Source organism: Streptomyces sp. NPDC088745 (assembly GCF_044751045.1).
Classification (GTDB): domain Bacteria; phylum Actinomycetota; class Actinomycetes; order Streptomycetales; family Streptomycetaceae; genus Streptomyces; species Streptomyces cremeus.
The window spans coordinates 81,799-94,185 of record NZ_JBIVLB010000021.1; the positions used below are offsets into that span (position 1 = coordinate 81,799).

The 12,387-nt window shown below is 70.6% G+C and carries 15 protein-coding genes; 5 read left to right on the plus strand and 10 right to left on the minus strand.

Annotated elements, in window-relative coordinates; genetic code table 11:
* Positions 1-75 precede the first annotated feature (75 nt).
* Positions 76-420 (minus strand): hypothetical protein, encoded by a 345-nt coding sequence (locus ACIP93_RS34915; protein ID WP_332757089.1) that lies wholly within the window; start codon positions 418-420, stop codon positions 76-78.
* A 116-nt stretch (positions 421-536) separates the two neighbouring features.
* Entirely contained in the window at positions 537-1,406 is an 870-nt protein-coding gene (locus ACIP93_RS34920; RefSeq protein WP_401765884.1) for a hypothetical protein, read from the minus strand.
* Between the two features lie 379 nt (positions 1,407-1,785).
* On the opposite strand from ACIP93_RS34920, the gene ACIP93_RS34925 reads away from it, so the two are divergent.
* The 4 genes from ACIP93_RS34925 to ACIP93_RS34940 all read left to right on the plus strand — a co-directional run bounded on the left by ACIP93_RS34925 (position 1,786) and on the right by ACIP93_RS34940 (position 3,868).
* A complete protein-coding gene (locus ACIP93_RS34925) occupies positions 1,786-2,076 on the plus strand; it encodes a hypothetical protein (RefSeq protein ID WP_401765886.1) in 291 nt (96 codons plus the stop codon).
* A gap of 62 nt (positions 2,077-2,138) precedes the next feature.
* On the plus strand, positions 2,139-2,483 hold the full coding sequence (locus tag ACIP93_RS34930) for an SH3 domain-containing protein (RefSeq protein ID WP_401765889.1): 345 nt from the start codon (positions 2,139-2,141) through the stop codon (positions 2,481-2,483).
* Positions 2,484-2,670: 187 nt separating this feature from the next.
* Positions 2,671-3,030 (plus strand): hypothetical protein, encoded by a 360-nt coding sequence (locus tag ACIP93_RS34935; protein WP_401765892.1) that lies wholly within the window; start codon positions 2,671-2,673, stop codon positions 3,028-3,030.
* 40 nt (positions 3,031-3,070) lie between these two features.
* On the plus strand, positions 3,071-3,868 hold the full coding sequence (locus ACIP93_RS34940; RefSeq protein ID WP_401765895.1) for a glycosyltransferase family 2 protein: 798 nt from the start codon (positions 3,071-3,073) through the stop codon (positions 3,866-3,868).
* 444 nt (positions 3,869-4,312) lie between these two features.
* On the opposite strand, the gene ACIP93_RS34945 is transcribed toward ACIP93_RS34940, so the two are convergent.
* The 6 genes from ACIP93_RS34945 to ACIP93_RS34970 form a co-directional block, all read right to left on the minus strand.
* The gene (locus ACIP93_RS34945; RefSeq protein WP_401765898.1) at positions 4,313-4,744 is read right to left on the minus strand and encodes a hypothetical protein; all 432 of its coding nucleotides are present in this window, start codon (positions 4,742-4,744) and stop codon (positions 4,313-4,315) included.
* A gap of 119 nt (positions 4,745-4,863) precedes the next feature.
* The gene (locus tag ACIP93_RS34950; protein ID WP_401765900.1) at positions 4,864-5,718 is read right to left on the minus strand and encodes a hypothetical protein; all 855 of its coding nucleotides are present in this window, start codon (positions 5,716-5,718) and stop codon (positions 4,864-4,866) included.
* Positions 5,719-5,961: 243 nt separating this feature from the next.
* Complete coding sequence (locus ACIP93_RS34955; RefSeq protein ID WP_401765902.1) at positions 5,962-6,459, minus strand: hypothetical protein; 498 nt, start codon at positions 6,457-6,459, stop codon at positions 5,962-5,964.
* Entirely contained in the window at positions 6,456-7,133 is a 678-nt protein-coding gene (locus tag ACIP93_RS34960) for a hypothetical protein (RefSeq protein ID WP_401765905.1), read from the minus strand. The genes ACIP93_RS34955 and ACIP93_RS34960 overlap by 4 nt, the downstream gene beginning before the upstream one ends.
* The gene (locus ACIP93_RS34965) at positions 7,130-7,675 is read right to left on the minus strand and encodes a hypothetical protein (RefSeq protein WP_401765908.1); all 546 of its coding nucleotides are present in this window, start codon (positions 7,673-7,675) and stop codon (positions 7,130-7,132) included. Before ACIP93_RS34965 ends, ACIP93_RS34960 begins: the two co-directional genes overlap by 4 nt.
* Positions 7,672-8,205 carry a hypothetical protein gene (locus ACIP93_RS34970; RefSeq protein WP_401765910.1) on the minus strand — a complete coding sequence of 178 codons (534 nt, stop codon included), beginning with the start codon at positions 8,203-8,205 and terminating at the stop codon, positions 7,672-7,674. Before ACIP93_RS34970 ends, ACIP93_RS34965 begins: the two co-directional genes overlap by 4 nt.
* A gap of 268 nt (positions 8,206-8,473) precedes the next feature.
* Between ACIP93_RS34970 and ACIP93_RS34975 the strand changes: the two genes are divergently transcribed.
* Entirely contained in the window at positions 8,474-9,841 is a 1,368-nt protein-coding gene (locus tag ACIP93_RS34975; RefSeq protein ID WP_401765912.1) for a hypothetical protein, read from the plus strand.
* Here the strand turns inward: ACIP93_RS34975 and ACIP93_RS34980 are convergent.
* Together ACIP93_RS34980 and ACIP93_RS34985 are read right to left on the minus strand one after the other, a co-directional pair.
* Complete coding sequence (locus ACIP93_RS34980) at positions 9,828-10,850, minus strand: hypothetical protein (RefSeq protein ID WP_401765914.1); 1,023 nt, start codon at positions 10,848-10,850, stop codon at positions 9,828-9,830. The genes ACIP93_RS34975 and ACIP93_RS34980 overlap by 14 nt on opposite strands.
* Before the next feature lie 469 nt (positions 10,851-11,319).
* The gene (locus tag ACIP93_RS34985) at positions 11,320-12,093 is read right to left on the minus strand and encodes a hypothetical protein (protein WP_401765917.1); all 774 of its coding nucleotides are present in this window, start codon (positions 12,091-12,093) and stop codon (positions 11,320-11,322) included.
* Positions 12,094-12,387 lie beyond the last annotated feature (294 nt).

A 12,387-nucleotide genomic window follows, 5' to 3' on the forward strand; every position in this document is an offset into this window, starting at 1 on the left:
CAGGAAGCCCGCGTTGCGGGCATCGCGTATACGGAGGGCCCAGCGGTGACAGCGCGCACCGCCTGGCAGGTTCGGCTAGCCGGCGAGGCTGAGGAGCATGTCCTTGCGTATCCAGCCGTACGTGTTCGCGGCCATGCCGCTCTTGGACCGGTAGATCAACTTGCCGTAGTACCAGTCACCCTTGCCGCAGTAGATGCGCAGGTCGTCGCCGTCGTAGAGGAATCCCTTGGAGGCGTACGACGTCCCCGGGCCCGATCGGTAGTTGATTCCGTTCCCATCGACCTGGGCGTTGTGGTCCGCCAGGTTGTAGGTGCAGCTGGAGGCGGTGGCCGCCGACGCTGCCGGTGCCAGGGCGGCCGCCCCGCCGGCCATGAGGGCCGCGGACAGGGCGACGGTGGTGAAACGGCGGATGGACTTCATGCGTGCTGCTCCTTCGATCGCTGGTTACTTTCTGTGCAAACACCACAAATGCGACTTGGCTGAGCAGGCGGGGGTAAGGGGGCTCTCACCCCCGCCTGATCGGTTGCGGTGTGGTGTTACGCGGCGTCGGGCTTGCCGACGCCGCGGGCGGCGCGGCGCTTGTTGATGCCGGCGATTCCAAGGGCGGCCGCGCCCGCTGCGAGCAGCCCGCCTGCCGCCAGGCCGAGCTGGGTGTTGCCGTCTGCTCCGGTATGAGCGAGCGACCCACTCGGCTTGCTGTCCGCCACGTTCTGCGTGGTGTCGGACACCTTGCTCGGCCCGGGTGAGCTGGCTTCGGGCTTGCCGTTGCCTTCTGCCTCACCCGTCTGGCCGCCCGCCCCGGATCCCGGGGTCGACTCGTCGCCACCCCCGGGGTTCGAGCCCGGGTCGGGAGTGGGGTCGACGCTCGGGTCCGGCTTCGGGTCGGGCTTCGGGTCCGGCTTCGGGTCGGGCTTGGGGTCGGGCTTCGGATCCGGCTTCGGATCCGGCTTCGGATCCGGCTTCGGATCCGGCTTCGGATCCGGAGTGGGGTCGGTGCCGGGGTCGGTGCCCGGGTCGGTGCCGGGGTCGGTGCCCGGGTCGGTGCCGGGGTCCGTGCCCGGATCGGTGCCGGGGTCCGTGCCCGGGTCGGTGCCCGGGTCGGTGCCCGGGTCGGTGCCCGGGTCGGTGCCGGGGTCCGTGCCCGGGTCGGTGCCGGGGTCCGTGCCCGGGTCGGTGCCGGGGTCTGTACCCGGGTCGGTCGGGTCGTCCGCGGGGGTCACGACCGTCTTCGTGTCCACTTTGGCCCCCACCTCGCTCACGGCCGCATCGGCCTGCACCTGCGCGGTGGCGCTCACCTCTGCGGCTGAGGCACCGGTGGTGGCGACGCCCAGCACGCCAGCTGCCATGACGGCGGCCGAGGCCACCCGCATCATGCGCCGGCGCGGCGTCGTATTCCTCTTACTCATGCGTCTCGTTGCCCTTCATCGCACGTTGGCAGGCCGCCGCGGATCGACGATCTCCAACGAGACGCACAGTAGGAACGGAAGCGGACACCCCCGGCGAAGAGCCTTCCGCGGGCTTCACGCCCTGGAGCACAGCGAAGTGGAAAACGGGACCTGTCCGCTTCCGTTCATACGTTCCGGCCATGAAACACCTACGCCAGCCCCCAGCACGCGGACCGCCTGTGCGCCTGAGATCTCAACGCGCAACCGCGCGACAGAAGCCGACGGCCCAGAAGGGTTCGGCTTTTCTCTCCAGCACACCGGCACAGAAACCACGAGGAGCCCCCAAATGCGCCCCGGCATACGCCGCGCAGCAACCGCCGCAGCAACCACCACCGTCTTGATGAGCGGTGTCGCTCTGACCGCGTCCCCGGCCTCAGCTGCCGCAACGGGCAAGAGCGCCTGCACCCGCAACGACCGGGACCACACCATCATCGCGCCGAATCTGTCCTGGCCCGCGGTTCACGAGGGCCCTGCCGCCAGCCGCAAGGTCATCGCCCGCGTCGAGAGCGCCGGCGGCTTCCGGGTGCAGTGCTCGACGAAGAACTCGGCGGGCAACCGCTGGTACTACGGCTACGTCGAGTCCGGCTACGACTACGGGCGGCACGGCTGGGTTTGGTCCGGCAACTTCTGACACCGGACACGCAGATCCCTCATCCCACGCTCCCAACGAAGAACTTCAGCAGGAGGTATCCCATGCGTGCTCTGACACGCCGGGCCGCGACCGCCACCGCAGTCACAGCCCTCATGCTCGGTGGAGCCACCGCCCTCGCCGCTCCCGCATCCGCAGTCGGCTCCAGCGCGTGCACCAAGAACGTGGCCGACTACACCGCCTGGACCTCAACCACCGTCCACCTCCGCAACGGCCCGAGCACCAGCTACACGTCCCTTGGCCTGCTGCGAACCGACACGAAGATCACGGTGGCCTGCTACGCGAAGAGCGGCACCTGGGCTCACATCAAGGTCCGCAGCGGGGCCAACGCGGGCAAGACCGGATGGATCAACGCCTACTACATCTCGGTGCCGATGCAACTGGACTGACCGCACCGCCGGACGCGGCAACCGCGCCCCTGAAGGGTCCGTTCGGCGTCACGCCGTGGGGCCCTGACGCTCTCGCGTCAGGGCCCACGGCCAACCCGGCCCCCCACCAATTCCCCTCCCTTGAAACACAACACCGCCCCTGAGTCCTCCACGCCTCCCCGCGGAGCCTCGGAAGGAGACACATTCCGTGAACCGACCGCCCTTGGCCGCCCACTACGGCCTCGGTGTGATCTTCCCCGTTGTGGTGCTGGACAGCAGCGGATGGAAGCAAGCGGCGCCCTGGTCCCGCCCCCAGCGGACCGCAGATCGCGATGACCTCCTGGTCCTGCGCTGGTCTGGTTCGGGCCAGAACGAGGACGAGTCGGCACAACTGCTGGTCGCCCTCGCCCGACTCGCGCCCGACCCGCTCGACGACGAATCAGCGCTGGCGGCGTATGCCGAGCAGTTGCCCCGCTCCGTACGTCTGATCGCGCTGCGCCCTTCCGCACTGATTGGCAGCTGGGCAGAACGCCCCGGACAGCAGCCGCCGACCGTCCGCGTCGCATAGTCCTTCCTACCGCCCGACCTGCACCACATCGGAGTCGCACATGCCCTACGCCGACGCACCGGCTGTTGCCGTCATCACCCCGACCGGCCTCAGCAACCGCCGCCTCGCCTACCTGGAGGAGCTCTACGAGAGTCTCCGTCTGCAGACAGAGGTGACATGGGAATGGATCATCGCGCCGAATGGCCCCCACGCGGATCAGGAGCGCATCCCCGGGCTGATCACCAAGGACCATCGAGTGAGGGTCTACGCCCGGCCCGACCCAGGTCCCGCGCCGGCGCGGAATACGGCGCTGAACTACGTGTCCGCACGCTTCGTCGCCTTCGCCGACGATGACGATCGGCTGCCCGAGCGTTCGCTCGCTGTGCGGTACGACCGCGCCATGGACAGTGGGCTCCGATGGGTCGCCGGCTGGTCCGCCGACTGGCGGGCGGACGGAAGCCTGGAGACGTGGATGTGCCCGACCCCAGTCGGAAGGCACGAGCCCGGAGACGTCTGGACGTACTGGCCAACAGCCACCGGCAGCAAGCCCCCGTTGGGGCACTGCATGCTTCTCACCGACACCCAGCTCGCTCGGGCCGTAGGCCATGGCGGGCTGCACAAGGGGGAGGATTACACCTACGTCATGGGAGTCACGGGCCGCAGTGCCGGGGAACTGCTGCCCGCGGTCGTCTACCACCGGCGCGACCACGATGACCAGTGGACAGCCGACGCGGACTACCGCGATCAGGCGGAGTTCGACGCACGTACGCACGCCTGGAACCAAGGTCGCGCCGAACGCGCTCTGTACCGGGCGTTGCATTCGCCAGACGGCCTGAACGAGGCGAAGTCACTGGTCTGAGGTCTGACTGCAGCACGGGCGGTGGTGCCTGCTGAATCATTCCGCAGGCCAAGGGGCTGGCAGCGTTGGGTCACCACGTTCCTCACGCTGCCGGTCGATCGCTCCAGCCTCATGAAGTCGGCCAATGTGTGGGTCTGCCTCATGTCCGCTCGGTCTGCGGCATCGCTGGGACGGCCGGGCGTGGCACAGAGGGCAGCTCAGGCTCAGCGGACATGTGAAGCCGTCGGTGAGGCCACCGCACGCCCAGCCGCACTTCGCGGTGCCCAGGGCGAGACCGCGGCGGTCGATGAGGATGCCGGCGCCGAGCAGCTTCAGGTAGTCAGCCTGGTAGAGAGGAGTTGGCACCGGCTGAGTGATCTCATCAGCGCCAAGTCGAGCGCCGTCTTGGAGCACAGTCCCTCCTCTGGTCCGGATCTCGTCGGTTCGGCCGTGCCGTAGGTGCCGTCATGCGGCCGTGAGCTCCGCTTCATCGAGCAGCAGCATGGCCTGATCGAGCACGGTGGGCCTGGCGTTGCGGTAGAAGAGGGCGGGCGGCCAGAACAGCTCAATCGGTTCCTGCATCCGCGTGGTGAACCACAGCGCGTCACGCATGCTTTCCAGCACGTCGCGCGTCTGCCGGCGTCGCCACGCTCGGCCCGCCCACGTTCGCGCTCCGGCAACGTAGGTGTCCACCAGCTGCTGGAACTGCAACAGCGCTCGACGCAGGTGGTCCTCCGCGATCCAACCGGCGCTGCTTCGGCTCAGGCCGTATGCCTCGTAGCGGTGCACGAGGGCGGTGGCCGCCTGGATCTCCCGCACGACGTCGCTGGACGCCAGAGCGTGGGTGAACTGCTGAGCCGTGGTGCGGCGGGGGCGAGCGTGGCGGGCCGTGAGCACGAGGTCCTCCGAGGCTGGGGCGGGGTGAGGGCCACAGCTTCGGGCGGTACCTGGCAGAAACGAATCTCTCGCGAGAACCGCCTCGGCGCCATCCACCGTCCGCGGGGCCGGGTGCTCGGTCACAGGGCGCTGAGTGCTTCCTCCGTAGCTGCGGCGACCCCGCCCACCTTCTGCGCCAGCTCCATCAGCTCCTTCTCCTCCGGCTCGTCGGCGTTGTCGAGGATGCCGGGGAGCTCGCCACCCGTCGCGGCGATCACACGCATCGCGCGCAAGAACTCCTCGTAGCGGTCAGCTTCTGCCAGAGCGGCCTTGCTCGGGGGCGCGACGGCAGGCTGGACAGGTTCCTGCGGCTCGTCGTCGAAGCCGTCAGAGTCGAAGTCGGTATCAGCGCCCCAGCCTTCGCTGTCGTCACGCCGCGAGGCGGGGGCCGCACCGCCCTGCCGTGCCTGGGGCTCATCCTCACCGGCCCACATGTCCTCCTCCGACGGCGCGTTTCGAGAGTGTGCACGGAGCGTCTCGTTCACCGCCTCATCCATTTCCTCCGGGCTGTCGGCATCGGCCAGGCGGCTCTCCAGAGCGTTGATCACTTCGGCGTCACGGCTCGGAGCGACCTGGCGCAGGGCGCGCTCGGTCAGCTGCAGCTCCAGGGCGTCGTCGCCGAGCCGTTCAGTCAGCTGGTGGGCGAAAGCGGCGAAGCGCGCCAGCCGGTAGCGGTGCGCTCGGGAGGAGTTGGTGAATTCCTTGAGTACGTACTCGCGCGGGTCTCGGTAGCCCAAGGGCTCCCACGCCTTCACACGGACGATCTCTGTCATCGTGCCGTCCAGCTCGTCGGCCAGATGCAGGGCGCGTTCCGTCAGAGTCCGTGCGTATTCCGGTGTGCACGGTGTTCCCGGGTCGTCGACGACGACGCCGGTGATGACGCCCGTCTCAGGCTCGGTCGCCTTCGCAAGGCTGGTGTCGGAAGTGTGGTCCATGGTGATCTCCGGGGGTCCGCCGCTGAAGCTGCTGCAGGGAGCACTGTGCCGAGCAAAGCGGACACCCTCTTCGGCCGTGAACCGAGCGGTCGCTCTGGTGGGGCGTGGGGGGTGCTCTGGCGGTTGCGGCAGGTGTCGGCCGGGCACCGGTACACGCAGGCCGGGTGGTGACATCGACTCGCAAAGGCTCTGCGCGGTCGCTGTTTCTCGTGCGGCGTGGTGGCCGGAGCCGGGGTGATCCCGTCACTGCGGTGGCAGCCCGCACGGCCCCCGGTGGCTGCGGAACTGCGGGCAGATCCGGCTGAGCCGGTCGATCCACCGGCAGCAGTAGACGGTGAACGCCCCCTCGGCTGGGACGTGCCAGAGCGCCTCGTCCTGTTCCCTCTGTCGTTCCGAGGGCTGCTCGGGGACGCGGAAGACATCGCCCTCGGCGAGGCCCAACTCGACGTCGTTGTCGAAACGAATGCAGTACGGGAACGGGGTGACGTACTGCCGGACCAGCGTCACGCGGCCGAGCGCCCCGGCCGGCACGTCATGGGTGACGGAGTAGTCCGCCGGCTCCGCGCCCCATCCTTCCTCCGCCTCCAGGTCCTCGTCCGGGTGCGACCCCCGAAGGCGGTGGCTGGCCCTCACCCGGTCGCCGACGTGCAGTGTCAGGGAACCCACCCGCACCCGGCGCACCAGCTCCAGCCGGTCCAGCAGCGAGAGCTTCTCCAGGAGGTCGTCGAGTTGCGTGTTCATCCGCCCGCCGCCCCATCGGTGCTCTTCTTGGTGGGGAGGGCGGCGAGCGGGGATCGGTGGCCCTTGGGCGTCGCGTGGACAGCCGGCCAGTCGATGCGGCGACTTCGGAGCAGCCGGTCCAGGTCGGCTTGGCGGTAGAGGCGTACCAGGGTGTGGTGCCATCCCTCGACGATCTCGGAATGGGTGAGCAGGCCGGCCCGTAGAAGGTGGTCGAAGTCGCTCTCCCTCACGCCAAGGGCCTTCGCCGCCGCGTCGCGCATGTGTAGGCGGCCCGCGGCCGAGGCGCGTTGGACCGTACGGCGGTCGCGGAAGGCTTCCAGAGCGAGGCCGCAGTAGAGCGGGCGGGCGCGGTACTCCCCCCTGACGGGAAGGTGCCCTCGGCGGGCGAGCTCGGCGGCCGTGCCGGAATGGACGGCGATCGAGAAGCGGTCGGCGAGGTGTTGTTCAGCCCGGGCGGCGCCGACGTCCGGGAGTGTCCCGGTGGCCTGCTTGATGGTGTCGATGCGGGCGATGGCGTCGTCGAAGACGGCGCGCGACCAGCGCTCGCCGTTGACGTCCGGGCCGGGGATCAGGCCGAGGCGCTGAGCGCGTTCGAACTGCCACAGGTGCAGGCCGGCGCGGTCGGGGAACTGCATGGGGCCGTAGGACTTGAGCGCGGTACCGGTCGTGGTCACGTCGGTTCTCCGTCCGTGGTGTTGCGGCTCTGCGGGACGATCACCGCGGACATGGCGTTGCCGGTGAGCGCCAGGACTCCGGCGATGGCTGACGGATCGCCGCGTAGCTCGGAGAAGATGTTCAGCATCCGTGCCCGGCCCTCCGCGCCGCACGGGACCTGCTCCAGCACACTCTGCACGGCCACTCGGGCGCGGGCGGTGGCCGACACCAGGTCCTCGACGTGCTCGAGAGCCTCGTCGAGCCGCATGCCTCGCACGGCCCGCAGATTTTCGGCCACGGTGAGCGTGGTGACTGCGTCGGCGCTATCGAGCACCAGGCGTTTCAGGTCCGGGACGCCGGCGACCGTACGGAGTTGGTCCGGGCACCTCTTGAAGACGACGCCGGACAGAAGCATCTGCGCGACATGCAGGGTGTAGGAGAAGCCGAACTGTTCGGCGTGGGTCGCCATCGCCGGCAGGCCGGCCAGCGACGAGGCACCCGGCCGGGCGTAGGCCACCCAACACTCGGCGGCGCGTTCCTGCACGATCTTCCAGTAGGTCACCGGTAGTCCTCGTCGTACTCGAAGCCGTCGGTCTCGGCTTCGGCGGCCCAGCGTTCCTCGTCGGCCGCGTCGAGCGCGTACTCGATGCTCCTTTCCTCGTCCGGGTCGTAGGGCTCGGCGGCTTCGTCGGCCATCGCCTGGTGGTAGGCGGCTTCGTTCTCGGCCTCGTACTCGGCCCGCTGCTGCGGGGTGAGGGACGTCAGCCACGCTTCGTGCTTGGCGTGCTCGGCCGCGTCCCGGGCCTCGACGTAGCCCTGCCAGATGTAGACCGCGAAGTGCGGATCCTCGCCGCACCACGTCCAGTGGCCGGGGTGGCCATCGGGCTGGGCGCAGCGTCCCCCGTCGATGGGGTGTGCGAAGCCGCGGCAGCGCGGGACGAGTTCCGTCGAGGGAGTACGCGGCTGGTGGCCGGCCGGGGCGTGGTCACGCTCGCGGCGCAGTTGGGCGAGGACATCGGGGAAGCGGCGCCCGGTCGTACGGGCGATCTCCCGGGCCTCGCGCTTGAGGTGGTCACTGCCGGTCTTGGTCACGGTCGCTCCACAGCGGGACCCCACGCTTCCCGCCGGACGTCGCGTGAGTAGGCGCAGCCGGACAGACGGATCCTTCGAGTGGTGCTGCGCGGGACCCTGGTGCAGTCCTTGTCCGGCGGCGCTGCCCCGGTGCGGCGTGGGCGCGGGGCGGCAGCGGAAACGGCGGTTCGCGGCATGCCGTGACGTACGGCTATACGGTACCGGCTGCCACCGACACAGAGGCAAGACCGCCGGGCGGTGACCGGTGTTGCACGAAAGGTGCCTGGTGATGCATCAGGCTGGGATCGGCACGGGAAGGGAGCAGTCGGTGGCCACCAAGGCGCAGGCGGCATGGGAAGCGCTGAACCCGCGGCAGCAGACGTACATGACGGTGCTGTACGACCACGACCAGGCGGAGGAGACCGCGCGGGCGCAGGACGCCGCCGCCGGCTACTACGACGACACACCGGCGTCGGTGTGGCGTTGGATCGACGTGGTCACGCCGGGAGCGAAGCTCACCTCGGTGCAGCGGGCCCTCGCCCTTCGGGACGTCCGGGACGACGGCGCCGGGTCGACGCTCCAGGCGCTCCAGCGGTACGGGCTGATCGAGGTCCGGGACGAGGTCGTCGAAGGGCCCAGGGGGAAGTCCCGGACGGTGAAGGCGAAGCTCACCCGGGCGGGGCGGGCGGCGGTGCGGGCGGGAACGAAGGAGCCGGGCCGGCGCCGCGCCGGTGAGCTGTCGGAGTACGCGTGGGAGCGTCTCGTCCGGCTGTGGAGGGCTGACCCGGGCACGGTACGGATCTGGGGCCACAACACCTACGAAGCGCTCGTCGGCCGGCCGTCGCCGCCGTACGCCGAGGGCAAGCAGGGCGATTACCGGATCACCGAGGCCGGTCGTGAGCACTACCGCACCCTGTGGGCTCGCTACGCCGTGCTGTACCCGGACGTCGCCGCCCCGGACCCGGACGGCGGCCCCGAGCCGTGGCCGGCCGAGCTGCAGAGGACGCTGGACCGGATGAAGGGCGCGATCGAGCTGGCGCACCGGGCCCAGTGGTCGGCGCACCGCCGGTACGAGGAGGCAGAGAAGGACGTCGGGAAGACCGCGGCGCCCCGCGAGGGTGAGGCTGACGCGGAGTGGCACGCCCTGCTGCTGGAGCAGGCGCGGGCCCGTAGCGCGCTGGCGCTGGTGCATCGGGAGCGGGCGACCGAGGAGGCGGTCGTGGCCATCCGCCGGTACGCGCACGCCGTCTGCGCCGCGTACACCGCCTCGGTCGAGGGCCGCCCGGCCGGGACGGATCTGACCACCGCGGTGGTGGCCGCGGCCGACGCGGGCCGGGACAGCGCGAAGGTCCCGAAGCCGCCAGTGTGCGGCCTGCACCGGGTCGACACCGCCGTCCAGGAGGCGTACGGCACCCTGGCCGGCACCCGAACCCGCAAGCGCCCGCTGCCCAAGCAGATGCAGCCCTCCGCACGGTCCGTGTGGCGGGACTTCACGGACCCGCCCCCGCACGACCTGGTGGTGCGCCGGCTCCTGGAGTTGGCGCGGACCGTGGCCTCGTACGTGGACGGGGGCGCGCTGCGCCGGGAGCTGCACCCGCCCGCCGTGCCGGACGCTCCGGCCGGCGGGCCTCCGGCGGCTGGTGTCACGACCGGGTGAGGGCCCGCTCGGACGATGTCGGGCGGGCGTGACCGGCTGCGGGGGCGTCGAGGGGGCACCACCCGCCGCGGACCAGCCTGTCGTTGAGGAGGTCGAGCACGTCCGCGTCCTCACCGTCGAGGTCGGGCAGCACGGTGTGCGGTCCGACGGGGCCGGCGAGGAGCAGCATCTGGCCGCGCTCGCGGGCGGCCGAGGCGAAGGCGTCGGTGAGGTCGACGGCGCCAAGAAAGAAGTGCCCGTGCCCGGCGTCCGCGTCCGCGGGCGCGGTGGCCGCGCGTACGGCGACCCAGCTCGGTGCCAGGGGGCCGGTGCCCGGGTGCTCCAGGCGTACCGACCAGCCGTGCGCCCCCAGTTCCCCGGTGCCCCGGGCGGGGAAGCCGTCCTCGAGCAGGTTGAAGTCGAAGAATTCGTACAGGCTCGGGTGGGGTTCGTAGTTCTCCACCTCGGCGTTCAGCAGGAGCACGGGCAGTTGCGGGTCCTCGGGGTCGTTGCCCGGGAGCAGGTGCGCGGTGGCGGTGATCTCGTAGGCCACGACGTGCTGCTCCCCGTCCTCGGTGCCTGCTTCGACGCGGACGGTGAACGGCTGTGATGGGACTTCGGCCGGCACCGCCCAGCGGATCTCCGAGGGCGCGCAGGCGAGGTGGGCGTACTGCGTCATCAGCACGTGCGTGCCCGGGTTGAGGTCGGGGTCGAACACGGACACGGTGAACTGCACGCTCGTGGGGTCGGTGGCGGTGTGCACGTCCTCCCCGCACTCGTAGCAGTCGTACCGGCGTGCGGTGCGCTCGGCGAGGAAGGCGCGTAGGTCGTACTCGACGCCGATCTGGTCCCGGCCGTCGACGAACCGCTCGACCTCTTTGGTGAGGATGAGGCCGGGTTCTGGGGCGGCCTGCTCGCCGCGCGGGGTGCGCAGGCTTTGCAGGGCGGCGGTGTACGGCATGCCGGTCTTCTCGGCGAGGGCGCGAGCGCGGGTGGCGAGGCTGTTGCTGGTGTTCTGGTTCTTCGTCACGGCGGACAGCTCCACGGGCGGGGTCTCCCACGCCGGCGCCGCCCCAGTTTGCTGGGAGGAGGGTGCGCGCTGCTACTCCACGGGCCCTTGCCGACGTGTCGCCGGTGCCGGTCTCTTGGCCGGCGGGCCTTCGACCCCTGCGTGCCACTGCTGCGTGGGAGCGGGTGGCGGGTCTGCGCGGTGCGTGTCCAGCGCTGAAGGCAGCGTAGCGGCTGCTCTTGACACCCAGACTGCACACGCCGGATCCGGCGTGCCAGCTGTCTTCGGCAGCGGCGGGCACGAGCGCCACGGCGCGTTCTGTGGCGCCGGGCCGGTTTTCGGACAATCAGCGGCGACCCGCCGTCTGACTCGTGGGTGGGACGTACGGTGAACCGACGCCTGCGGCGGGGCGTTCCCCCGTCGTCCCGCCGTAGGAGTCCTGACCTGCATGGTGCGTGCTGGCTGAGTGCGAGTCGGGACTACAGTCCGTTCATGGATGGGCGTCAGGCTGGGGGCGGCCGTCGCGGCAGGACGTCTCGGCACATGGGACCTCTCGGACGCGCCAGTTGCCGTTCCTCGGAGTGTGGTCGCACAGGCGGCGCTTGACCTCCCCGTGGATGCACTCCTCGCTGATGTGAAAGTGGCGGATGCGCTTCCGTTCCGGCGCTGCCGGTGGGGTGGTGCGTCCGGCTTCCGCTGCTGTTCGGACCTGGTCGGGGTGTGCCCTTCGCAGCAGCTCGGTGATCGGCGACTCGGGCCCAGCAAGATCAGAGGTGGGGGCCGTGTGGGGGCGCAGCAGCCGCTTCGCGTCGAGGGGGAGTTCGTCGTCCGGCCGGGCGTCAGGCGCCAGGAGGATGCAGGGGATGCCTCGGCGGTCGGGCCCGTGGTGCAGGTCGGCAGGGAGGAGTTCGGGCTCCATTCCGTCATCGAGCAACTGGATGATGCGGAACAGGAGCTGCTGCGGGCTGGTGGGGTCGGCATCCGCCACCTGCCAGGCGGAGTGGTGCGGAGAACCGGCTGGCAGAGACGGAAGACGTGCGGGCCAGGGGTGGCCAATGGTGTGCAGCCGACGGCCGTCGGCTGCGAGGACTGCTTCCAGCCACCACAGGTCGCCGTCCTGGCCGAAGGTGAGATAGGCGGCTCCTGGGATCTGCTCCTGGAGGGTGGAGGCGATCAGCGTGATGACGTCCCGGGCGGCGTCGCGGCGCAGGGCGGCGATGTGCTCGTAGGTGAGCAGCGGGGAGATCATCGGAGGGGCGGGCACGGAGTGGGGTCCTCTCGGTCTGTGAGGTCTTGGGTGATCTCTCGGTGCCATTCACGGTGCTCACGAGCGCGCTCGGTGCCGTGGTCGAGAGACTTGAGGCTGTGTCCCGGGCAGCACCAGTCGCGACGCTTCCCCAGGCGGGTCATCAAGGCCGCCACGTGTTTTCTCCCTGTCCTGTCTCCTACGTGCGTCCGGGGGGGGCCGGGCGCGGAGCCCGGCCCCCCCGGGGGGGGGGGTGGGGCGGGGGGGAACAGCGGGGGGGCGGGCGGCGGGGGCGGGGGGGGGGGGCCCCCG

Coding starts and splice junctions, on each gene's coding strand:
- ACIP93_RS34975 (WP_401765912.1), top strand. CDS start 8,474: ATGCATCAGGCTGGGATCGGCACGGGAAGGGAGCAGTCGGTGGCCACC.
- ACIP93_RS34950 (WP_401765900.1), bottom strand. CDS start 5,718: ATGGACCACACTTCCGACACCAGCCTTGCGAAGGCGACCGAGCCTGAG.
- ACIP93_RS34940 (WP_401765895.1), top strand. CDS start 3,071: ATGCCCTACGCCGACGCACCGGCTGTTGCCGTCATCACCCCGACCGGC.
- ACIP93_RS34915 (WP_332757089.1), bottom strand. CDS start 420: ATGAAGTCCATCCGCCGTTTCACCACCGTCGCCCTGTCCGCGGCCCTC.
- ACIP93_RS34920 (WP_401765884.1), bottom strand. CDS start 1,406: ATGAGTAAGAGGAATACGACGCCGCGCCGGCGCATGATGCGGGTGGCC.
- ACIP93_RS34925 (WP_401765886.1), top strand. CDS start 1,786: ATGAGCGGTGTCGCTCTGACCGCGTCCCCGGCCTCAGCTGCCGCAACG.
- ACIP93_RS34955 (WP_401765902.1), bottom strand. CDS start 6,459: ATGAACACGCAACTCGACGACCTCCTGGAGAAGCTCTCGCTGCTGGAC.
- ACIP93_RS34930 (WP_401765889.1), top strand. CDS start 2,139: ATGCGTGCTCTGACACGCCGGGCCGCGACCGCCACCGCAGTCACAGCC.